20 protein-coding genes and 1 tRNA gene are annotated in these 22,699 nt (G+C 56.1%); 10 read left to right on the top strand and 11 right to left on the bottom strand.

The annotated features are described in order from the left end of the window. Nucleotides 1-71: 71 nt before the first annotated feature. Both DW088_RS09890 and trpS read left to right on the top strand, forming a co-directional pair. Nucleotides 72-638: a TetR/AcrR family transcriptional regulator gene (locus DW088_RS09890; RefSeq protein ID WP_118360582.1), complete on the top strand. Its 567-nt coding sequence runs from the start codon at nucleotides 72-74 to the stop codon at nucleotides 636-638. Nucleotides 639-652: 14 nt separating this feature from the next. Then, on the top strand, nucleotides 653-1,714 hold the full coding sequence (gene trpS / locus DW088_RS09885) for a tryptophan--tRNA ligase (protein WP_118360581.1): 1,062 nt from the start codon (nucleotides 653-655) through the stop codon (nucleotides 1,712-1,714). Nucleotides 1,715-1,757: 43 nt separating this feature from the next. Here the strand turns inward: trpS and aguA are convergent, their stop codons facing one another. Continuing rightward, nucleotides 1,758-2,852, bottom strand: coding sequence for an agmatine deiminase (gene aguA / locus DW088_RS09880; protein ID WP_118360580.1), 1,095 nt, complete (start codon nucleotides 2,850-2,852; stop codon nucleotides 1,758-1,760). A gap of 343 nt (nucleotides 2,853-3,195) precedes the next feature. Here aguA and DW088_RS09875 point away from each other — a divergent pair, with 343 nt between their 5' ends. From DW088_RS09875 to pepF, 5 genes are all read left to right on the top strand, one after another. Beyond that, entirely contained in the window at nucleotides 3,196-3,654 is a 459-nt protein-coding gene (locus DW088_RS09875; protein ID WP_118360579.1) for a DUF4282 domain-containing protein, read from the top strand. Nucleotides 3,655-3,809: 155 nt separating this feature from the next. Next, a complete protein-coding gene (locus DW088_RS09870) occupies nucleotides 3,810-4,193 on the top strand; it encodes a metal-dependent transcriptional regulator (RefSeq protein ID WP_110435666.1) in 384 nt (127 codons plus the stop codon). 179 nt (nucleotides 4,194-4,372) lie between these two features. Beyond that, a complete protein-coding gene (gene recA / locus DW088_RS09865) occupies nucleotides 4,373-5,545 on the top strand; it encodes a recombinase RecA (protein WP_110435667.1) in 1,173 nt (390 codons plus the stop codon). Continuing rightward, nucleotides 5,545-6,012 carry a regulatory protein RecX gene (locus DW088_RS09860; RefSeq protein WP_117490200.1) on the top strand — a complete coding sequence of 156 codons (468 nt, stop codon included), beginning with the start codon at nucleotides 5,545-5,547 and terminating at the stop codon, nucleotides 6,010-6,012. Before recA ends, DW088_RS09860 begins: the two co-directional genes overlap by 1 nt. A 286-nt stretch (nucleotides 6,013-6,298) precedes the next feature. Continuing rightward, on the top strand, nucleotides 6,299-8,098 hold the full coding sequence (gene pepF, locus DW088_RS09855; protein WP_118360578.1) for an oligoendopeptidase F: 1,800 nt from the start codon (nucleotides 6,299-6,301) through the stop codon (nucleotides 8,096-8,098). A gap of 287 nt (nucleotides 8,099-8,385) precedes the next feature. Here the strand turns inward: pepF and DW088_RS09850 are convergent. The 5 genes from DW088_RS09850 to DW088_RS09830 form a co-directional block, all read right to left on the bottom strand. Then, a tRNA-Met gene (locus DW088_RS09850) sits at nucleotides 8,386-8,461 on the bottom strand. A 99-nt stretch (nucleotides 8,462-8,560) separates the two neighbouring features. Further along, nucleotides 8,561-10,087: a sensor histidine kinase gene (locus tag DW088_RS09845; protein ID WP_118360577.1), complete on the bottom strand. Its 1,527-nt coding sequence runs from the start codon at nucleotides 10,085-10,087 to the stop codon at nucleotides 8,561-8,563. Further along, nucleotides 10,084-10,764 (bottom strand): response regulator transcription factor, encoded by a 681-nt coding sequence (locus DW088_RS09840; protein WP_110435724.1) that lies wholly within the window; start codon nucleotides 10,762-10,764, stop codon nucleotides 10,084-10,086. The genes DW088_RS09845 and DW088_RS09840 overlap by 4 nt, the downstream gene beginning before the upstream one ends. A gap of 229 nt (nucleotides 10,765-10,993) precedes the next feature. Then, complete coding sequence (locus DW088_RS09835) at nucleotides 10,994-14,668, bottom strand: M56 family metallopeptidase (protein ID WP_118360576.1); 3,675 nt, start codon at nucleotides 14,666-14,668, stop codon at nucleotides 10,994-10,996. 12 nt (nucleotides 14,669-14,680) lie between these two features. Next, nucleotides 14,681-15,052, bottom strand: coding sequence for a BlaI/MecI/CopY family transcriptional regulator (locus DW088_RS09830; RefSeq protein WP_118360575.1), 372 nt, complete (start codon nucleotides 15,050-15,052; stop codon nucleotides 14,681-14,683). An 894-nt stretch (nucleotides 15,053-15,946) separates the two neighbouring features. Between DW088_RS09830 and DW088_RS09825 the strand changes: the two genes are divergently transcribed. Genes DW088_RS09825 through DW088_RS09815 form a run of 3 tightly spaced genes read left to right on the top strand, consistent with a single transcriptional unit; the run spans nucleotide 15,947 to nucleotide 17,165 of the window. Then, a complete protein-coding gene (locus DW088_RS09825; protein WP_118360574.1) occupies nucleotides 15,947-16,384 on the top strand; it encodes a hypothetical protein in 438 nt (145 codons plus the stop codon). A 6-nt stretch (nucleotides 16,385-16,390) separates the two neighbouring features. Continuing rightward, on the top strand, nucleotides 16,391-16,864 hold the full coding sequence (locus DW088_RS09820) for a ribonuclease domain-containing protein (RefSeq protein ID WP_118360573.1): 474 nt from the start codon (nucleotides 16,391-16,393) through the stop codon (nucleotides 16,862-16,864). A gap of 34 nt (nucleotides 16,865-16,898) precedes the next feature. Then, entirely contained in the window at nucleotides 16,899-17,165 is a 267-nt protein-coding gene (locus tag DW088_RS09815) for a barstar family protein (protein WP_158557204.1), read from the top strand. Nucleotides 17,166-17,487: 322 nt separating this feature from the next. Here the strand turns inward: DW088_RS09815 and DW088_RS09810 are convergent, their stop codons facing one another. From DW088_RS09810 to DW088_RS09790, 5 genes are all read right to left on the bottom strand, one after another. Beyond that, the gene (locus DW088_RS09810; RefSeq protein ID WP_118360572.1) at nucleotides 17,488-18,336 is read right to left on the bottom strand and encodes a MetQ/NlpA family ABC transporter substrate-binding protein; all 849 of its coding nucleotides are present in this window, start codon (nucleotides 18,334-18,336) and stop codon (nucleotides 17,488-17,490) included. Nucleotides 18,337-18,406: 70 nt separating this feature from the next. After that, nucleotides 18,407-19,060, bottom strand: a complete 654-nt coding sequence (locus DW088_RS09805) for a methionine ABC transporter permease (protein ID WP_118360571.1) — start codon at nucleotides 19,058-19,060, stop codon at nucleotides 18,407-18,409. Beyond that, a complete protein-coding gene (locus DW088_RS09800; protein WP_118360570.1) occupies nucleotides 19,047-20,072 on the bottom strand; it encodes a methionine ABC transporter ATP-binding protein in 1,026 nt (341 codons plus the stop codon). Before DW088_RS09800 ends, DW088_RS09805 begins: the two co-directional genes overlap by 14 nt. A 284-nt stretch (nucleotides 20,073-20,356) precedes the next feature. Then, nucleotides 20,357-21,079: a lysozyme family protein gene (locus tag DW088_RS16305; RefSeq protein ID WP_243029874.1), complete on the bottom strand. Its 723-nt coding sequence runs from the start codon at nucleotides 21,077-21,079 to the stop codon at nucleotides 20,357-20,359. A 208-nt stretch (nucleotides 21,080-21,287) separates the two neighbouring features. Next, the gene (locus DW088_RS09790; protein WP_118360569.1) at nucleotides 21,288-22,409 is read right to left on the bottom strand and encodes an ABC transporter ATP-binding protein; all 1,122 of its coding nucleotides are present in this window, start codon (nucleotides 22,407-22,409) and stop codon (nucleotides 21,288-21,290) included. Nucleotides 22,410-22,699: the final 290 nt, after the last annotated feature.

Raw genomic sequence — 22,699 nt, 5'->3', positions numbered from 1 at the left:
CATTTTAATGTTGACACCGACAACATCAAGGGCTATAATAAACCCACTATAACAAACAACGAGGTGAGCAAATGGCCGATCAGTATCATCACGGAAATCTGAAAAGCAAGCTGCTGGAGGAGGCGGTCACGCTGATCTCGCAGGACGGCCTTGAAAATCTTTCTCTCCGGCGGCTGGCAACGCAGTGCGGCGTAAGCCACAACGCCATCTACCGCCACTTTGACAGCAAGGAGCGCCTGATCGACGCCTGCCGTGCCTACGTCATGCAGGAGCTGACGCGCACACTCGAGCTGACGCTCAGCGGTCTGGACGAAAGCCTGCCGCAGACCATGGAACAGCTCGGCACCGCCTATCTGGATTTTTACATGCGCAACCCGACGTATTTCAGCGCGTATTTCCGCAATGCGTCCCAGAAGCTGACGTTCTCGCTTGAGCCGATCGAGGGCAACTACCCGCCGTTTTCCGTTTTCCGCCGTGTGGCTGTCGCTATCGCGGCAAAGCAAGGCATTCCGCTGGATGAGACACGATGGCGGCTTCTGCGCTACTGGACAATGCTCAACGGCATGTTCGCCATGTGGATCTCCTCCAACGTGGAACTGCCTGAAAACTGGAAAACCTGTCTGAAAAACGAATTTTAAGGAGCGTTTACGATATGAAACAGATCATTCTCACGGGCGACCGCCCGACCGGCAACCTGCATGTCGGCCACTACGTCGGCTCACTGGCCGAGCGCGTGAAGCTGCAGAATTCCGGAAAATATGACGAAATTTACATCATGATTGCGGACGCACAGGCGCTGACCGACAACGCCGAGCACCCGGAGCGCGTGCGCCAGAACATCATGAAGGTCGCGCTGGACTATCTGGCGGTCGGCATTGACCCGGAAAAGGCGAATATCTTCATCCAGTCCATGGTGCCGCAGCTGACCGAGCTGACGTTCTACTACATGAACCTTGTCACCGTGTCCCGTGTACAGCGCAACCCTACCGTTAAGGCAGAGATTCAGATGCGCAACTTTGAAGCCAGCATTCCGGTCGGTTTTTTCTGCTATCCGATCAGTCAGGCGGCGGACATCACCGCATTCAACGCTACGGCTGTTCCGGTCGGCGAGGACCAGGAGCCGATGCTCGAGCAGTGCCGCGAAATCGTGCACAAGTTCAACACGATTTACGGTGAAACGCTGACGATGCCGCAGATTGTTCTTCCGTCCAACAACGCCTGCATGCGTCTGCCCGGCACAGACGGCAAGGCGAAGATGAGCAAGTCGCTCGGCAACTGCATCTACCTTGCGGATCCGGAGGAGGTCGTTCGTGACAAGATCATGTCCATGTACACCGATCCGGACCATATCCGCGTGCAGGATCCCGGCAAGCTGGAGGGCAATACCGTGTTCACCTATCTGGATGCGTTCTGCCAGCCGGAGCACTTCTCAGAATTCCTGCCGGACTACCAGAGCCTTGACGAGCTGAAAGCGCACTACCAGCGCGGCGGACTCGGCGATGTGAAGGTAAAGAAATTCCTGAACAACGTCATGCAGTCTCTGCTGTCGCCCATGCGCGAGCGCCGCGCGCAGTGGGAGGGTCGCCTGCCCGAAGTCTACGAGATTCTCAAGAAGGGCAGCGAAATCGCCGCTGAGACCGCTCAGGGCACGCTCGATCGAGTCCGTCACGCGATGAAGATCGACTATTTCACCGATAACGGCCTGCTCAAGTAAAAACAGCAAAATAAAGGACGAACCGCTTGGTTCGTCCTTTCTGTTAGATTTTCGGGATTTGCTGGGTCACGCAGTGAATATTGCCGCCGCCGATCAGAATATCGCGGGCAGCAATCGCAACTACCTTGCGGGTTGGGAAAAGCTCCTGCAGGATAGCCTGCGCCTTTTCATCCATCGGGTCACCGAAGGCGGGCATGACAACAGCCTCGTTCGCAATGTAGAAGTTGACGTAGCTTGCCGCCAGACGCTCTCCCGGGGTACGGGTCGGCTCGCCGTCGCACAGGTCAAGGCCGTCGCACTCCTCCGCGGTGATGGTCACCGGCTTGGGCAGCGGCAGCTTGTGCACCTTGATCCTGCGTCCCTTGGCATCGGTCGCGGCTTCCAGTGCATCCAGACTGGCCTTAGAAAGCGCATACTGCGGGTCGGTCTCGTCGTCCGTCCACGCGAGCACAACCTCCCCCGGAGCCGTGAAAGCGCATACGTTGTCAACGTGCTCGTTGGTCTCGTCGTTGTAAATACCGCGCGGCAACCAGATCACCTTGGAAACGCCCAGATAATCACACAAAACCTGCTCAATTTCGGCCTTTGTGAGATCGGGATTGCGTCCCGCGCTCAGCAGGCAGGCTTCGGTGACGAGCGCGGTGCCCTCGCCGTCCGAGTGGATGGAGCCACCCTCGCAAATGAAATCGCGTTTATCATATACGTCGTTGCTGACCAGGTCGCAGAACTTGCGCGCCACGCGGTTGTCCTTCTCCCACGAGGGATACAGGCCGTCCACATCGCCGCCCCACGCGTTGAAACCCCAGTCGATGCCGCGGCGCTCTCCCCTGTCGTTGATAACAAAGGTCGGGCCAACGTCACGCGCCCACGCATCGTCAGTCTCCATCACGACCAGACGAACGCGGTCGGGCAGCTGCGCACGCGCGTTGTCATACTGCCCTTCCGAGCAGAGTACGGTCATGCTTTCGCTTTCGGAAATCGTCTCGATCACACGCAGAAAGGCTTTCCGGGCCGCATAGGCGCCGTACTGCCAGCTGTCGGCGCGTTCCGGCCAGATCATCAGGCAGCCCTCATGCGGTGCAAACTCCGCAGGCATATAAAACCCGTCCTGCGCGGGTGTAGTGTGCAAAATTTTCATGGTATCTCTCCTGTTCGGTGGTACATCAAGAGTACAACATTTTGATTGAATTTGCAATGGTCGTAGGCGGTTTGAAATGAAAAATTGAGAATGGAGAATGGAAAATGAACGTAATATTTAACGGTATGCGGGCGGTCACTGACCGGTCCCTGCGATTCCACGATTGCCGCCGTTTCTTAATGATAACGCCATTCTCACCTGATAAATACACCGATTTTCCCCTCACCTGCATTCTCCATTCTCCATTTTCCATTCTCAATTATTCAACTTTCCCTTTATCAACCCCGCAGAATATGGTACACTAAAAATGTATCAACCTATTTCCAAAGGAGAGGTGCATACCATGAATTACACTTACACCTATACATACACACCGCTTTTCTCAATGATTTTGCCGATTCTGGCACTTTTACTGATTCTTGCGGGCGGCATCGCGCTATACACGCTGTTTGTCCGCAAGCCGAATCACTACCACGGCGCGGCAGCCAAGCTGCATGATTTTCTCAATTTCCGGCACGCATACACCGAGGGTCTGCTGAAAATCCTGTACTGCATGACGGTCGCTGCGCTGGCTGTTTACAGCGTTATTCTGCTGTTTTTCCACTTTTTCTGGGCGATCCTGCTGTTTATCGTCGGAAATATTGCTGCACGGCTCGGCTATGAATTTATTATGATGCTGTTCAGCATGCACCGCACCCTGCGCAGCATTGACCGCAAAATGCCCGAGCCGCAGCCGTTCGAGCAGCCGGCTCCCGAGCCGCAGAATACACCGGAACATCCGCTCCCGCCCGATCAGCCGTAACACAGACCGCTGTTTCCGCTTGAAATTTGTTCAACGCAGATTGCAAAAACACGCAAGTCATGATAAAATAGATATACTATTACAGAATTTCGCGGCAGGACCAACCCATGTGCTGCCCTACAGAAAAGAGTATCTTAAAAAAGGAGGTCCGTGCATTGAAAATTCAGGAAAGCGCGGAAAACTACCTGGAAGCCATCCTGGTTCTGACGCAGAAAAATGGACAGGTGCGCTCGATCGACGTTGCGCACTACACCGGCTTTTCCAAGCCGAGCATCAGCCGTGCCGTTGGCCTGCTGCGTGATAACGGTTACGTTTCCATCGACCAGAACGGTCTGCTGGGACTGACCGAATCCGGCATGCAGATTGCCACCAGCATTTACGAGCGCCACACCGTGCTCACCGCGTTCCTCACCGCTCTCGGCGTGGACGCTGAGACCGCCGCTGAGGATGCGTGCCGTATCGAGCATGTGCTGAGCGAGGAAACCTTCGACAAGCTCAAGCAGCATGCGAAGGCGTATATCGACGCACAGGGTAAATAAGACCCGTTGAAAATCCTGCCTTTTCAGGCAGGATTTTTTATATCAAATTTTATCGAACAAATTTTCGATAAAATCATTGCATTCAAATCGGCACCCTGTTATAATGGGTGTATCGAATCCGAATACACCGCCGCTCTGCGGCTTGCATATTTGTAACTTTTTCAGGAGGAAATGCTATCATGGCTACCAAAAAGCAGTTGGAACCGGTCGCTCCTGCGGCTGATAAGAAGAAAGCACTTGCCGCTGCGCTCGGTCAGATCGAAAAGCAGTTCGGCAAAGGCTCGGTTATGCGTCTGGGCGAAAACACCGGCATGAACATCGAACACATCCCGACCGGCTCGATCGGTCTGGATCTCGCACTCGGCATCGGCGGTCTGCCGCGCGGCCGAATCATTGAGATCTACGGACCGGAATCCTCCGGTAAGACCACGGTTGCGCTGCACAGCGTTGCAGAGGCACAGAAGCTGGGCGGCACGGCTGCGTTTATCGACGCCGAGCACGCGCTCGACCCGGTTTACGCCAAGGCACTCGGCGTTGACATTGACAGCCTGCTGGTCTCCCAGCCGGACACCGGTGAACAGGGTCTGGACATTGCAGAAGCGCTTGTGCGCTCGGGCGCGATCGATATCGTGGTTATCGACTCGGTTGCCGCGCTGACGCCGCGCGCCGAAATCGAAGGCGAAATGGGCGATTCCTTTGTCGGTCTGCATGCCCGCATGATGAGTCAGGCGATGCGCAAGCTGGCCGGCTCGATCGCCAAGAGCCAGTGCGTAGCCATCTTTATCAACCAGCTGCGTGAGAAGGTCGGCGTCATTTACGGCAATCCGGAGGTCACCACCGGCGGCCGTGCGCTCAAGTTCTATGCGTCTGTCCGCATGGAGGTCCGCCGCGTGGAGCATCTGAAAAACGGCACCGAGCTGATCGGCAGCCACACCCGCGTAAAGGTTGTAAAAAACAAGGTCGCTCCCCCGTTCAAGCAGGCTGAGTTCGATATTATGTACGGCGAAGGCATTTCCCGCACGAGCGAGCTGGTCGATCTCGGCGTGGAATTCGGCATCCTCAACAAATCCGGCGCATGGTTCTCCATGGGCGATACCCGTCTGGGTCAGGGCCGCGACGCTGCCAAGCAGTATTTCAAGGATCATCCAGACATCGCGGATGACGTACAGAAGCAGATCATGGAAAAGGTAGCCGAGGAGCGCAGCAAGCTGGCGCAGAGCCATGCGGCACGTCCTTCCGCTGCTGTGCCGACCGAGAAGGCCGAAAAGCCTGCGGATAAGGCACCGCGTCCGTCGTCCTCCAAGGCAGTCTCCATCGACGCGGACGATTTTGACGACCTCGACGAAGAATAATGAGCGAGGATAAATACCGCGCAGCCCTCGATATGGCGGCAAAACAGCTGTCTTACCGGGCACTGAGTGCGAAAATGCTGCGCGACAAGCTGCTTGCCAAGGGTCATGATGAGGAAGCCGCCGATTACGCGCTTGCGTGGCTGACCGAACGCAGCATGCTCAATGACGAGCTTTTCGCGGAAAGCGTTGTACGCGGCTACACGCGCAAGGGCTACGGCGCGGCACGCATCCGACAGGAGCTGACCCGCCGCGGCATAGACCGCGACACCGCAGAAGCGGCTATGCAGACCTTCTCCCCGGATGAGGCGCAAATGCTGGCTCTGCTCGAAAAACGCCTGCGCGGTGACGTTTCCGACCGAAAAGAGGTCGAAAAAGCCGTTGCGGCACTCCAGCGTCGCGGTTTTGCATGGAATGATATCAAGCGCGCACTAGAAACCTATGGCAGTTCGCTGCCGGAGGAAGAATAATTTTTTATTCAAGGGGTTCCATCATCAAGCGAATCTTTTCGCGCGATAGCGCGCATGAAATAGAATTTGCTGTGCAAATTCCAAAAAAGTCAGGGCGTGTACCTGACTTTTTTGACTTATAGAGGAAGAAAGTTTCTGCACAGGAACTTTCGGACGACTCTGGAGCGGCCCACGGTCCGTTCCTCTTGTCGGCAAAACGGTAGTTTTGCGACAGGGTCTTGCATGAATCCCGCGGTTGGAGTATCATAATAAGAGGAGAAAACTCTACCGGAAAGGAAGTATTTCCATGGAAAACAATAAAATTCCCGCCCGCGCAGATGTGCCCGAAAAGGACAAATGGGCGATTCAGGATCTGTTTGCGACCGACGATGACTGGCGTGCCGCGTTAGCGAAGGCCAAGGAGTTCATTCCGCGCATCACTGCATTCCGCGGCAGACTGGCCGAAAGCGGCGCTGCTCTGCTGTCTTTTTTCCGTCTGGATGATGAAATCAGCCTTGCGTTTGACGCGCTCGTACACTACGCGCAGCGCCGCAGCGATGAGGACACCCGCGTCGCTGCCTATCAGGAGATGGTCAGCCAGGTGACGCGCTTCGCGGTCGAAATTCAGTCTGCCGCCGCGTTTGAGACCCCTGAGCTGCTCGCCATCAGCGATGAGGACATGAACCGTCTGTACGCCGAAGCACCCGAGCTGGAGCTGTACCGCCTGAATATCGACCGCATTCGCCGCCGCCGAGAGCATGTGCTGTCCGACAAGGAGGAGGCAATTCTCGCCGCTGCAGGCGAAATGGCCGCCAGCCCGGATGACATCTACTCGATGCTCAACGATGCCGACCTCAAATTCCCGGATGCGGTGGACAAGGACGGCAGCGCACATCCTGTCACGCACGGCACGTTCATCCCGCTGATGCAGTCCTACGACCGTGTGCTGCGAAAGTCCGCGTTCGATTCGCTGTACTCGGTGTACGGCCAGTTCCGCAACACCTCGGCGGCAACGCTGTCCGCGCAGCTCAAGCAGCTGCTGTTTTTCGCGAACGTGAGAAAATATCCCTCGACACTGGATGCCGCGCTCGACGGCAACGAGGTGCCGACCGAGATTTACCGCAACCTGATCGACGCGGTGCACCGCTCGTTTGCGCCCATGTACCGCTATGTTGCGCTGAGAAAGAAGCTGCTCGGCGTGGACGAGCTGCACATGTACGACCTGTATGTGCCGGTCGTGGACGGCGTGGAGATGAAATTCACGTTCGAGGAGGCCAAGGAGATCGCACTGAAGGCGCTTGCGCCGCTCGGTGAGGACTACCTGAATCTGCTCCGCGAAGGCTTTGCCAACGGCTGGATCGACGTGTACGAGAACGAGGGCAAGCGCTCGGGCGCGTACTCGGCAGGCGCGCGCGTACACCCGTATGTGCTGCTCAACTTCAAGGGCACGCTCGACGACGTGTTCACGCTCGTGCATGAGATGGGCCACTCCATCCACTCGTACCTGTCCAACAAGACCCAGCCGACCGCGTATCAGGATTACGTTATCTTTGTTGCCGAGGTTGCATCCACCTGCAACGAGGCCCTGCTGATGGAGTACCTGCTGTCCGTCACGACCGATAAAAAGGAGCGCGCGTACCTTATCAACCATTTCCTCGAGCAGTTCCGCGGCACGCTGTACCGTCAGACCATGTTCGCTGAGTTCGAGCTTGCCGCCAACGAGATGACCCAGCGCGGCGAGGGCACGACCGCCGAAGCGCTCTGCGCGATGTACAAAAAGCTGAACGAGCAGTATTTCGGACCGGAAATGAACGTAGACGAGGAGATTTCGCTCGAATGGGCACGCATCCCGCACTTCTACTACGATTACTATGTTTACCAGTACGCGACCGGCTACGCCGCTGCCATCGCACTGTCGCGCCGCATTCTGCGGGAGGGTGAACCGGCGGTGAAGGATTATCTCGGCTTCCTGTCCGGCGGCTGCTCTGCCGACCCGATCACGCTGCTGCGCGGCGCAGGCGTGGATATGGCAAGCCCGAAGCCGATCGAGGACGCAACAAAGCTGTTTGATGAAATGATCTCTGAGATGGAAAAGATTCTGAATTGAGCATTAAGAATGAAAAATGGAGAATGACGTTTCTTTTTGCATTTTTCATTGTCTGTAACACTCGATTAGAGTAAAGAAAAGGCACAGCCGTCTGAACAGCACCCCATTTGTTAGATAGTATATCATACTGTCTAGCAAATGGGGTGCTGTTCAGTTGTACTCTCTTTTTACTTGTTTCCCTCTCCGCATATAGCTTTCTACTTTTGGGGTCGCCTGCCCGGAGGTTTTCTAAGTGCTCTAAAAAATACAAAAAACCGCTGATTTCTTACGAAATCAGCGGTTAAACATGGTTGCGGGGACAGGACTTGAACCTGCGGCCTCCGGGTTATGAGCCCGACGAGCTACCAACTGCTCTACCCCGCGATATAGATTTTATCGCAGCTCTCTTTCAGAGTGCTTATATACTATACCATAGGATAGCACAGTTGTCAAGCATAATTTTCAATTTTCTATTCGACAAATTCAGTCTTTTATCTTGCTGTCCTCCGCGGGCAGCAGATCCGGCAGCTCAAACCAGAAGCAGATACCGCCTTCGACGTTCTCCGCGCCGCAGGCGCCGTGCAGGGTATCCGCGATGGCGCGGACAAGCGACAGACCGATGCCGGTGCCGCCGGCCTCTCGGGTGCGGGCGCGGTCGGTGCGGTAGAATTTCTCCCAGATCTTCGGCAGCTCCTCCTCCGGCAGACCATCGCCTTCATTGAACACGGACAGGCGCACGCTGTTGCCGGTTTTTGCGGCCGAAATCTCAATGTGCTTTCCCTCAGGCGTGTAGCGGATAGCGTTGGACAGGTAATTCATCAGCACCTGATCGAGCAGATCGCCGTCCGTGCGGACCGTAATATGCGCGTTCTCATATTCCACGGTCAAACCTCGATTTTCACACAAAACAGCGGTTTTGCGCACCGCTTCCGCACAAAGTGCATGCAGATCAATATCCTCGTCGAACGTCTGCTCTGCACCCAGCTCCAACCGCGACAGACTGAGCAGCTGCATGACCAGCTTGTTCATGTGGTCGGCCTCATCGGCGATGGTGTCGCAGTAGAACTTCCGGTCCTCAGGATCATCGGCCACGCCGGCCGTCAGGCCCTCGGCATAGCCCTGAATAAGCGCGATCGGCGTTTTCAGCTCATGCGACACGTTCACGATGAACTCCTGCCGCATATTGTCGATACGCTCCTTCTCCTCGATCTCCTGTGCCAGCTGATCGTTGGACTCCTTCAGCTCACCGATTGCCTGCTCCAAATACGCAGACAGGCGGTTGAGCGACTGTCCCAGCTGGTCAATCTCATCGCCGTCCCCCTTGCCGGTGTACTGCATAGAGAAATCCAGCTCACTCATCCGGTCGGCCAGTCCCGCCATTTGAATAAGCGGGCGCGTAAACTGACGCGAGATAACATAGCCGCACCCCAGACAAATCAGCAGCGCACAGCCGCCGGCAATCAGCAGAAACATCAGATTCAGCGAAGAATTCTGTTCGATATACGCATAGGGCATATATGCGATCAGATATTCACCGTGTTCCGCATTCAGCACGCCGATCAGACATAAATACTGGTCATTATCGCGCAGACTGATCGTCATAAAGCGGTATTCGTTTTTACCCAAATCTACCCAGTCACGATTTTGGACCACGGATGCCAGCACCGCAAAGCTGCGGAACTTCTGCTCCATGTGCCCAAAATCAAACCCTACGTCACCCTCCTGCATGGCAGACGAGGTAATCACATCGCCGTTATCGGTCACCACTGCCAGACGAATGGCACTGCGGCTCTCATAGCTGTCCAGCAGCGCGGCAACATCCGAGGAATCACTCGCGTAGCTGGTACAGATGCTGCCGTAGGCATCACGCAGCTCGCTCCGGCGTGTCATCATATAGTAATCCTGATAGAAAAACACGTTGAGCAGCACAAGAATACCGATAAACACCAACGCGATAATGCTGATCGCAGCAAAAAACGTAAACCGGATTGACCGATGCTTCAGCTTCATACCTCAAAGCGGTAACCGTAGCCGCGCACGGTTTCGATCATGGTGCCGCACTCCCCGAGCTTGGCGCGCAGCTTTTTAACGTGCGTATCCACGGTACGCAGGTCGCCGAAGTAATCGTAACCCCAGACTGCATTGAGGATACTCTCACGCGACAGCGCAATCGCACGATTGTTCTTGAAGTAGATAAGCAGCTCGTACTCCTTGGGGGTCAGGTCGATCGGCTTGTTCTCCACCATGACCTCACGGCGCAGCTCATTGACCGACAGCTTGCCAAGCTGTTCGAGCGGTGCACCGGCGCGGCCTTCTCGTTTGAGCAGTGTGCGCACGCGGGCCGCCAGCACGATCGGCGAAAACGGCTTGGTGACGTAATCGTCCGCACCGCCTTCCAGGCCGCGCACCTGATCTGCGTCCTCGGCACGGGCGGTGAGCAGCATAACCGGCAGGTGGGTTTCGCCGTGCTCCTGCTCGCGCAGCTCCCGCAGGACTTCAAAGCCGTCCATCCCCGGCATCATCACGTCCAGAATGGCCATATCCAGTCCCGGACGGCGGTTCTCCAGAATATTCAGCGCTTCCTTTCCATCGGCGGCTTCGACGATGGTATGACCGTCCCGCTTGAGAAAGTCGCTGACCAGACGACGGATACGCGCCTCATCGTCTGCGATTAAAATAGTAGACAATATAATTCCACCTTACATTCTTTATAATACCGCAAGTATACCGCCGGTGTTTGTTCGTTGTGTGAACAAAATCATGGGTTTTCAATTTTTGTTGAACAGGAGGTTGCTGCTTGAGAAGCGAACGGGTCTTGCCTACCCTACTGCTGCACATATCGGCTACTCAACGCAAAGGGCGGCGTAACAGCGCCGCCCAGAGGTTTTATTGGTTATTATGCTCAGCACCGCCGGATTAGGCTGTATACAACTCGTAGCTATACGGCATCCACAGTGCGGGCAGACTGCTGTCGGCTGTTGCCTTGTGCATGGTCAGCTTGATGTATTTGCCGTTTTCTTTACCGGTATTCGGGTCGGTAAACTGATAGGTCAGCGATGCAAATTCGTTATTATCGCCGTAAATCTTCACAGAATCACCGTCAAATATGCCGTACATATCACCTAAACCAAGGAAAAATGCGGCTCCCTGTTCCGGTATCTGATCTTTCTGCAATACTCTTTGCAGATTTGCCAGCTCATCATCGGCATAGACCGGAAGGTCAAGCGTGCCGTACAGCAGGTCGAACTGCGCGGCGGTCAGGCCCTGTGCGGAATCCGCGAGGTGCTCGACCGATGTCGGCTCGGCGGTCGTTACGTCCTTAAACGTCACGCGGTCAGCGGCGTAAGTCTTATAGCCGGTTTCCCAGTCGGTGCGGCTGAAAAACACTTCACAGCTGTTGGTTTTCTCATCAACGTACACGCGGACGGTCTGGCCCTGCCGGGCAGCATAGTGTCTGCCGAGACCCTCAAGAAGCTGTCTGCGGCGGGCGGTATTATCCTTGTCGGTCAGGTCGTCGAGCGTGAAATTGTCCGCTGTGATGTCCTGTGCCGCCGTGTAGAGCTCCTTGTACCTGGCAGCCTGCTCCGCGTTGGACGGGTCATACTGCACATCGGAGGCATAAATGAGGAAATACGTCAGGCCGTCCTGCTCGGCAAGCTGCTTGACCGGCATCGCATAGTTTTCCGTCCAGTTTTCGCCGTAACTCTGCTTGAGTGCGGCGGTCGGCTGGGCTTCGAGCGTCATAATGCAGATGTCATGCGCCGAGCTGCTGTCTGCCTCATCCAGCATATTGAAATGCACACTGCCGTCCTCATACTGGCGGATGCCGACCGTATTACGGAACGAAAGCGGCATCTCGAGCGTATAGCCCAGCACATCATTGCGGTATGCCACCGAGGTCAGGGTTTCGTCACCGTGTACGACGGTGGCCGCCTCCCCGTTCTGCATGGCGTACAGCGCCGCCGCCTTGTGCTGAATGTGACAGGCATCGGTGTATTCCAGCACCAGTGCGTGCAGATACGGCTCTGCCGCCGTGGAGGTAAGCGACTTACTCATGCTCTCCGGCACGGTGTACGTCCAGCCGTCAGCGGTTTTGGTGAGCACTGTCTGCTCATCTATTAGCGCATCCTGCATGGTGCCGTCCAGATTGACCAGCCGGTTGGTGAGCTGTACGCCGCCGGACGGCTCATTCGCAAACGTAAATTTGATGGTATCCCCGACTGCCAGCTCAGGCGGCAGTTTGCCAGTTATCAGCGCACCTCTTGCGTTCGCACCGATGCCGAGCTCCTGCTCCCCGCTCTTGGCGGTGATGTCCTCCACCACGCCGACCGGCTGCCAGTAGCCCGCGGCGGTTTTCTCCAGCTGCACTTTGACCGGCGTGCTGGAATCGCCAAATGTCAGCTGTACAACGGCAGTTTCCGTATTGCTGTCGCCTTCACCGAACGAACCGGTCGCCTGCCGGATGACCTCGGTGTCCTTCACCAGCATCAGATAGGAATCGCCGCGCAGCGCCATGCCGAAATACTGCATAGCCGCCTGTGCCGGATCGGCGTAGCCTCTTATCATCTGCGTATCCATGCTGTCGATGTACTGCGGCACGGTCGGCCACGACAGACCGGTCGCATAGTACGTCCGGAACAATTCGCTCTGCGTCATGCTGTCCGTACTGAGTTCGCGGATATCGCCGATCACCGAGCTGTTTTTGTTCTCGCGGATGGTCTGCACGATGTAAGCCGAGCGCGCATCATTCACGCCGCTGCCCGACAGACGGAATACAACGCGGCAGCTGTTTTCGTCATCGATGGGTACAAGCACGAAATCCGTTGCAGACGGCGAGGACGGACCGTATTTCCACGTCCACTGCTCGCCGCCGGTCATAGCCATCTGCTGCGCGATAAGGTCTTTCTGACCGTCCGGCGTCAAAATCGGGAAAATATACTGCGCACTCTTGTGCAGCACACCGCGGGCATACTGCTGCGCGAGGTCCGCCGCGGTGCGGGAGCGAACGCCGCTGCCGTCCATCCAGTCCTGCGGCAGCCAGCCCTGACCGAACTGGTTGACCATCGTGACAACAACCTTGCTGTTATCCTTAAACGTGAAAGTTACCTTGCGGATGTCGTTGTAGGGTGCAGATTCTTCATCGCTGCCCTCAACCTGACTTACCGCCGGGGAAAGTCGAAGCAGTGCTTCTGCCGCATTTACCGGGTCGTTGATATCATAGCCGCCTGCAATCTTCCACTGATTGCTGCCTGAGAGGAAATCAGGCAAGCCGAGATCATTCTCATACAACAGCTTAAATTCATCCAGAGAAGTCACGCGGCCGTTTTCCGGCACAATCTCGCTGTTCGATACGGCCCACTCTCCATCCTGTTTAGCAAAAGTCAGCTTTTGTACCACACGTCCGGGAATGGTTTCGCCCGGATTATCGCTAAACTCTCTATCCGTGATTAAATAGGTGTCTTTTCCGTCCAATTTGACCGTATAACCGAGATTTTCCGACTCATTCGCCTGTTTTTGTGCCAGCTGCATACGCAGCTCTTTCGTTAGACCCTTATCATTATCGCCCACCGCGATCATGCAGCCGAGCGAACCGACCAGCAGCGCGATCATCACAACGAGCGCGACACCGCGTTTTTTGACCGACTTGTCAAACAATCCCTCAAACCGACGCATGAGCGTCTTTTTGTCATCACCGAAGCAGGACACCAGAGCCTTTCTCTTTTGCGCCTGCGCGATAGCTGACCGCAGTATGGTCTCGCCGTAGGCTCTGCGGTACGCGCCATCGTGTCCGCGAACAACCGCGTCGTCGCACGCCGCCTCAATGTCCTCCTGCGCGAATCGCGCGATCAGATGCACCAGCGGATTGAACCAGTGCAGACAGCGCGCCGCCAGAAGCAGCAGCTTGAGCCACAGATCGCCGTGCTTGTAATGCGTCAGCTCGTGGCGGAAAATGAACACTGCATCCGTCCGGGAAATGCGCTCATCCGGCAAATACAGCGTCGGATGGATAAATCCAGCCAGCATCGGGCAGTCCGCCGCCGAGGATATCCGCAGCGGGATTTCCCGGTCAATAACCAGGTCGGCGCACTGCTCCTGCAAAATCGTGTGCAGATCCGCGCGTTCGACCGGTTGGGACGTACCTTTCAGGCTGCGTATCAGCCGGTAATAGCCAATCCCCTGCCAGAGTATACAGGAAATAACACCGGCCAGCCACAGCGTCAGCAGAATGTCGGTAATATCCACGGTCTTGACCGTGCCGGTATCTGCCGCGCTGAGCGTTTGCGCCTGCGTGCCCGTCACCCATCGGGTTGGGTTCTGCACAACCGGAAGTCCGGCCTGCCGGAACGCCGTCTGGTCGCTCTGCACCACATAGTTGGTGCGCGGCATGACCTGCACCGGCGCCTGCGGCAGTGTCAGCTGCACCGGAACGAGCAGCCGCAGCGCGAGAATCGCCCACACCACACATACCATACGGGCCGGATAGCGTTTTTTCATCAGCCGCCGCAGAATGAGCGGCACGAGCGCCGCCAACGATACGGTCAGGCCGATCTGCATCAGATTGTTGAGCAGTTTTTCCGAGAATTGCAGCATAAGATCCCCTCCTTAGTGCGCCTGCCTGTCGAGGAACGCGCGCAGCTCGTCGATGTCCTGCTCGGTCAGTGCGCCCGCATCCGACAGACTCGCGACCAGATTTTTCACCGAGCCGCCGCACAGCCGGCGCAGAAAACCGACGCTCTCGCGCTGACGGTAGTCCTCCTCGCTGACGAGCGGCGTGTACAGGTTTTGCCGTCCCTCCTTCGTGCAGGAAAGAAATCCCTTGTCGCACAGGCGGGACAGGAACGTGAGCACGCTGGTCATTTTCCAATCCTTATCCGCGTGCTGCTGCACCTCGGCCGCCGTGACCTGTGTGCCCAGAGACCAGATTGTCTGCATGACCTCCAGCTCCGCATCGGGCAATCGCTTGTCGTTTCGCATAGTCTAACCCTCCTTCTATTCTACAAATGTAAAACACCTTTTATTGCTTATATTCTACAATAGTAGAAGATGGTTGTCAATCCTTATTGCACAAATTCCCACAAAGTGCGCTGACATATACAAATTGTTTACATTTTGTAATTTTTATTGCGTTGACAGTGCTGTTTTTTTAGGATATGCTTTAATTAGATGAATTTGATTTATCAATTCGGCACGGATTTTTCTGCACCTGCTGAGCGGGGTATGCGAACTGCGTAAGCGTGTTCGCCCCTAACGGGCGGGAGGTTTTTCGCTGAGGTTCAGCGAGGGATTCGCCGCCGCTGCGGCGGGAACGTCGCGGCACCCGCCGCGGGGGCAAAAAGGAAGGACAACCTGCGGTTTTCCTTCCTCTTTGAACTCCTACCTTTCCCTTGTTAGATAGTCTGGCGAAAATCGGAGAGCGGCGACCGCTCCGAAACAGGAGAACGACAGTCGGGTTACCACTGCGTTTGTTTCGTGAAATGTTCGCAGTTCACAGATAACGTACTGCTACACAGGTCGGAGGGTCAACGCAGGCGCGACACAAGGTGAAACCACATATGTAGCAGAACGGTATCCGGCACTGCGTATAGGTTTCGACATGGGAGCACACTGTGCTCCCCTACGGTAGAAAAAATCCTCTGCCGTTCCCCTATCTCGCGGCGGTCACATGTCGGTAATCTGCGCCAGACCCTCCCAAAAGGAAGTGGGAGTTAAGAGGGTAGAAACCTTGGTGTCTACCCTCTTGCCCCGCCGCGGGGCGCGGCGAACTCCCGCGCTCCGCAGAGCGCAGCTCTCCGCTTGATTTCAGGCAAAAAACCTACCGTTCACAATCAAAAACCTGTTTTATATAAAACCCAAAGGAGTTAATTTTCCATGCGAAAAACCGTTTCGCTCGTGTTGGCCATCTGCGGCACGCTGCTGCTTCTGCTGCTGTTCGCCACCGGACGTTTGATCTATACCCACGTTTACAGCCAGGACTTTTCCGACATCGCGGAAACCGGACCGCAATCCACCATCACCCTCACCGAGAATGACGTGGAGGTACCGCAAACCGACGACAACCAGAAAACCGCTATCATACAGCTTCTCAGTGAGCAGACCTACACCGCCTATCCGCACTTTATCAAGCCCAGCCAGAACAAGCTGACTGCCAACCGCCTGACCGTGACCTTCCAGAACGGCAACTCGATCGGCGTGAACACAGACGGCTATGTGTTCGTCAACGGCAAGCTGCGCGCCATCAAGAGCGGTGACGGACGCAATCTGTACCACGATCTGTTCGTGCTGTTCTATCCTACGGCACAGGAGTAACAGAATATGAAAAAATTAACCGCTTTATGGCTGTCCCTGCTGCTGACGTTCGGCACGCTGACCGGCTGCGCCGGTCAAATCGGCATCATCGGCGGTGCGGACGGACCGACCGCCATCATCACCTCGGACAGCGCTTCCGCTGTTTCCGTCACCGAGGATGGGCAGTACGACAGCAAGGACGAGGTTTCCGCCTATCTGACCGAATACGGGCACTTACCCTCCAACTACATCACGAAAAAGCAGGCGCAGGCACTCGGCTGGCAGGGCGGCTCGCTCGAGCCGTATGCACCCGGCTGCTCGATCGGCGGCGACCGGTTTGGCAACTACGAGGGCACCCTGCCGGACGGCAGCTATCACGAGTGCGACCTCAACACCCGCGGAGCCGACAAGCGCGGCGCGGAACGGCTGGTCTACGCGGACGACGGCCGAATCTACTACACCGCCGACCATTACGAAAGTTTCGAGGAAATCACAGAATAGCTTTTACAATAATTCAATTTCGGGGGAAATGAGAATGAAAGAACTGCTTCTGGACGCGGAAACGCTGTACACGCGCGAGCAGCTGCACGATGTGCTGACCAAGGTGTGCGGCTTTCCTGCCGACTACGGCCGCAATCTGGACGCGCTGTACGACCTGCTGACCGCCTATCCGGCGGCGCGGCTCACGCTGCGGCACCCGGAGATGCTGGTCGCGCATCTCGGCAATTACGGCGAGCTGGTGCTCCGCGTGCTGGCGGACGCGGCCGCCGAAAATCCGGCGTTTACGCTGAATGTACAGTAACAGGCAAAACAAAAACCGAGGCATCCGCCTCGGTTTTCTTTTTATTCCGGCTTGCTTGCAAGCCGCACCCGCATGGCAGGATTTCGTCCAGAAATCCGAGCCATTGGCTCCGCCGCAGCGGACAGCGCGTAAGCGCGCATATAATAGAAAAAGGCGGTCTATGCCGCCTCTTTTCATAAAATCCCGCGACATGTGCGTGGGATTTTATACAAGTAAGGGATTCTGTGTGCCCGCAAAGCGGACGCGCAGAATCCCGCCCCAGACATGTCCGAGCTATTGCTCGGCATGTCCTCCTCGATCACGAGCGTGGTCGTGATCGAAGTTAGAATACGGTTACGACTGCACCCTTATAGGTCTCGTCAACGTACTTCTTAACGTCGTCGCTCTGCAGCGCCTTTTTCAGCGCCTGAATCTTGTCGCTGTTCTCCTCACCGGAACGGCAAGCAACTACGTTTACATAGACCTTAGCGTAGTCCGGGTTCTCGGTGATGAGGGAGTCCTCAGCGGCGTTCAGGTCTGCCTGCAGTGCATAGTTGCCGTTGATAACAGCAAGGTCAACGTCTGCCAGAGAACGCGGCAGCTGCTCAGCAGCGATCTCCTGGATGTCCAGGTTCTTCGGGTTCTCGGTGATATCCAGCTTAGTAGCGTCGGAGGTCGGGTCAATGCCGTCCTTCAGCTTGATCAGACCGGCATCCTGCAGCAGAAGCAGTGCGCGGGTCTCGTTGGAGCCGTCGTTCGGGATGGCAATGGAAGCGCCGTCCTTCAGCTCCTCGATGGAAGCGGTCTTACCGGCGTAAATGCCGAACGGCTCGTAGTGCATATCGAATGCAGCAGCCAGATCCGTGCCGTTCTCCTTGTTGAAGTTGTTCAGGTACGGAGTGTGCTGGAAGTAGTTTGCATCCAGATCACCGTCAACCAGTGCGGTGTTCGGCTGCACATAGTCGGTGAACTCAACAACATTCAGGGTGTAGCCCTCAGCCTTGAGTGCGTCCTTTGCCGCATTCAGGATCTCTGCGTGCGGAGTCGGGGTAGCGCCAACGGTGATCGTCTTGTCGTCGCCTGCTGCGCTGCTGTTGTCAGCTGCAGCGCTGTCGGTCTTGCTGCCGCCGCAAGCGGTCAGTGCGGTCAGGCACAGGGCGCCTGCCAGAATTGCTGCGATTGTCTTCTTCATTGGAATTCGCTCCTTTTCTGATATATATCATTTTTAATGATAACAAAATAAAATTGAGAATGAAAAACGATTATCTGTTTCTCTTATCCAGATGGTGTGCAAGGCGCATGCCGACCTCCTGGAAAATTTGAACAACGATGACGATAATGATAACCGCTATCAGCATGATCGGGAAATTATAGCGGTTATAGCCGTAGTTTACGGCTACGGTACCCAGACCGCCGCCGCCGATAAAGCCTGCCATCGCGGAATATCCGAGGATGGTAACGACCGAGATTGCGCCGCCAACCATCAGGGACGGCTTTGCCTCCGGCACGAGCACCTTCCACACGATCTGCCACGGGCTTGCACCCATGGACTGTGCGGCTTCGATCACACCAAACGGCACCTCCTTGATGGAGGATTCGACCATGCGGGCTACATACGGTGCTGCCGCAAAGGTCAGCGGAACGATCATCGCAGTGGTGCCGATGGCCTTGCCGACAATCGCGCGCGTAATCGGTGTAATCATAACGGCAAGAATCAGGAACGGGATAGAGCGCATGATATTGACAACCACGCCCAGAACCGTGTTGACGACCGGCATCGGACGGATGCCGCCCTTATCGGTAACAACCAGCGTCAGACCGAGCGGCAGACCGATCGCATACGAGATAACGGTCGAAACAATGACCATATACAGGGTTTCCCAAAGGCTCTGCGCCCAAACATTAAACGGAAGCATAATCGGCTACCTCCTCTGCGTGTACGTTCTGGGTTTCGAGGTACGCCAGTGCGCGTTTTGCCGCGCGTTCGTCCTCGGGAAGCTGCAGGATCATCTGACCGTAAGCCTTGCCATCCATGTTCTTGGTGTCCGCGAACATAATATTGACCGGCGCCTTGCACTCGAGCACCATGTTGGATACCACCGGCTCGAACGACGAATTGCCGTCAAACACAATGCGGCAATACCGCTTGCCGGTCGCAAGAGAATTGCGTTTACCGTCCGGATAGATAAGCTGCTTGGCCATTGCGGATTTCGGTCGGGTGAACACCTCGTCCACCGTGCCGACCTCGGCAATACGGCTGGAATCAATGATCGCAACTCTCTGGCAGATCTCCTCGATGACCGCCATCTCATGCGTGATAACGATGATGGTGATGCCGAGCGTCTTGTTGATCTCCTTGAGCAGCGCGAGAATGGAGCGCGTTGTCGTCGGGTCGAGTGCGCTTGTCGCCTCGTCGCACAGCAGGATTTTCGGGTTGGTCGCAAGTGCTCGTGCAATCGCCACACGCTGCTGCTGACCGCCGGACAGCTGGCTCGGATAGTTATCCGCTCGGTCTGACAGACCGACGATCTCGAGCAGCTCACGCGCCCGTTTTTCCGCATCTGCTTTGCCGGTTCCCGCAATCTCCAGCGGAAAACAGATATTCTGCAGTGCGGTTCTCTGCTGCAGCAGGTTGAACTGCTGGAAGATCATACCCATCGACCGGCGAGCCTCGAGCAGCTGCTTTTTGCTCAGTCTGCCGAGTTCCTCTCCGTCCACCGTTACCGTGCCCTCGGTGGGCTTCTCCAAAAAGTTGATACAGCGTACCAGTGTGGACTTGCCTGCGCCCGAAAGACCGATAATGCCGAAAATCTCGCCGCGATAGATATCAAGGTCGATACCGTTCAGCGCAACTACCGTTCCGGCTCTGCCGCGAAAGGTCTTGTTCAGGCCCTGAATCCGGACGATCACATCCTGTGCCACATTCATTCCTCCTTACATTTTCAAAAGAAAAGCGGAAAGCAGGTTTCTGCTTTCCGCCCGTTTTCTGTATCAGCCGCATGAAAAGCGGCCCGCCTATGCGTTTCAGCCTTACGGCTGCTTCGCAGAAAAACGAGCAGAACCACACATCATGCACATTTCCATTCGAACTGCACGCACGGTGATTTCCTCCTTTTCCTACGGTTTTATAAATAATCTAAGCTGTGGGATAAGTATAGCCTTTTGCAGACGGTTTGTCAAGTAGTTTTGTCCAAACAGAACGCAAAATACGATCACTCGATCAAATACTGCTTAACCAGACGGGCATAGAACATATTGCCGTAGGCATAGCGCCAGCCACCGTTTTCCTTCACCGCCATCGGATTGTCGTACTGGACAGTGTTGCCGCCGGACTGCTCCTCCGCGAACTTTTCCGCCAACTCGGTGCTGTAAACGCCGTTGAACTTGGCTGCGTAATCGAGGAAACCGCTGCCGTAATTATACGCCTGAATGATGCAGTCCAGATCACAGTCCAGCGATTTACCCTTGCGCAGCAGGTGTGCAAAATAGGTGCATCCCTGCCGGATCGAGCTCTCCTCCTCGAGTGAATCGTTCGGCAGACCCGCGCTGCCGGAGGACTGCATGATATCGGTCAGCTTGCCGCCGCTCTCCACCTGCATGATAGCCAGCAGTACATCCGTGTACTCCGGAATGCCGTTCTGTTCGGCGTATTTCTGCACCACCGGCTGATAGTACATAACCGACTGATAGACATTCACTGCCTTGGCTACCTGCTTGACCTCCTCGGTTGCACTCGTGCCGGAATTGCCGGTATCACCGTCCGCGCCGCTCTGCTGCGGTGCGCTGATCAAATGCCGAAAGGCGAAAATAAGCACAACGAGCAGGACTGCCAGCCCGAGCAGTGCAAACTGCCGACGGCGTGCCCGCTGTCTGCGGCGCACTTCCGCCTCAGGCAGACAGCGTCTGACTGTTTTCTGCGTTCTTACCGGCTGCATATGCCGCGTACTGCGATGTGCATGGGCGGATTTCCGCCGATAGCTGCCTCTGTTATGTCGTTTTTGTTGCTTTCTTGCCATGTTATCGCTTTCCTGTGACAAAGTGGTTGTCTCTCACCGGTGACCGGGCGAAACCTTCCCTGTCACCATTGGCATTATTGGCTATTTTACCACAACATTGCGTTTTGAGCAACATTTCAGGCGATTATCATGTAATATCTTCCAATTTCGATTTGCTCCGCAGCAGCCCCTCCTGCTGCGCCCAGTCGCGCAGCACGCGGTTTTTTTCGTTGACCGGACCAAACAAATCCAGACAGCAGACCGCATTTCCGCACTGCCGTACAAGCGCCTGCGCACGCGCGTAAGCGTCCTCGCCGATTGGCTGATACGCCCGCTCGGTGACGGTCTCGACCGCCAGAGCACGAGCCGTCGGCAGCTCTACATCGTTCTCCGGCAGAACGCCTGCCGCGAATGGAATGCCGCGCCGCTGCAGTCTGCGGTACAGTGCCGTTCCGCTTCCGCCGCCGCCGATAACGAACACGCGCGGCTCGCCTGTCACCCGCTCGAGCTCCAGACTGCCGAACTGCTCGTTATAAGTGCCGCGCTCGAGGTCATACAGGGTGCGGATGTAATCGCCGGTGAATACCTGCTCCGGCGTACCGCAGCGCTCAATTCTGCCGTTGTGAACGCAGATGAGCCGATCGGATAGCTTCTGCGCCAGATCAATCTCATGCAGCGAGAGAATGACCGCTACCTGCTTTTCGCGCACCAGCTGCTTGAGCACGGTCAGCAGTTCCAGCTTGTAGCGAATGTCGAGGAAGGAGGTGGGCTCATCGAGCACAATGACCTCCGGCTCCTGGCAGATGGCGCGGGCCAGCAGCACACGCTGCCGCTGGCCATCGCTGATGCAGGAAAAATCGCGGTCGGCAAGTTCATCCGCGCCGACAAGCGCAAGCGCCTCGTCCACCTTGACGCGGTCCTCGTCACTGAGCAGACCCAGCCGTCCGGTGTACGGATAGCGGCCTGCGGCCGCCACATCCCAGCAGGTCATCAACTCCGGCCGCACATGCTCGGTGAGCAGCACGGACATCGTGCGCGCAAGGTCACGCTCGGGCAGGGCCTGCAGCGATTTGCCGTCCAGATACACCGTACCGCCGATGAGCGCCAGCTGACGAATGAGGCTTTTGAGGATTGTCGATTTACCCGAGCCGTTCGGGCCGATGAGCGTTAAAATCTCACCGCGGTGAACACTCAGGGCGATGTCTCGGATGAGCGGCACACCGCGGTAGCCGACGGTCATTTCTTTTGTTTCGACAAAAGGATGGGACATTTTGTACCTTCTTCTTTAACATGATTGCTTACGAAGCAAGAGAATCTTGCCTACCCGGCAGGGGTGCCGTGCCCACAGCGAAGGGCATAAGGGTGGACACCAAGGTTTCCACCCTTATGAATCCCGTTTCCTTTTGGGATAGCACGGCGAAATTTGCAGAGCTGAGACTATTAGGGAATGGCAGTCGGGTTACTTTTGCGTGTCTTTCTCCGTCTTTTCGCAGTTCACAGATAACATACTGCTACACATGCGGGCTACTCTACGCTGGGCGCGACATGCCCGTGTCGCGC

The organism is Butyricicoccus sp. AM05-1, from assembly GCF_003474415.1.
Taxonomy (GTDB): Bacteria; Bacillota; Clostridia; order Oscillospirales; family Butyricicoccaceae; genus Agathobaculum; species Agathobaculum butyriciproducens.
The sequence above is the reverse complement of the archived record's forward strand: the minus strand, read 5'-3'. Positions and strand labels throughout refer to the sequence as shown.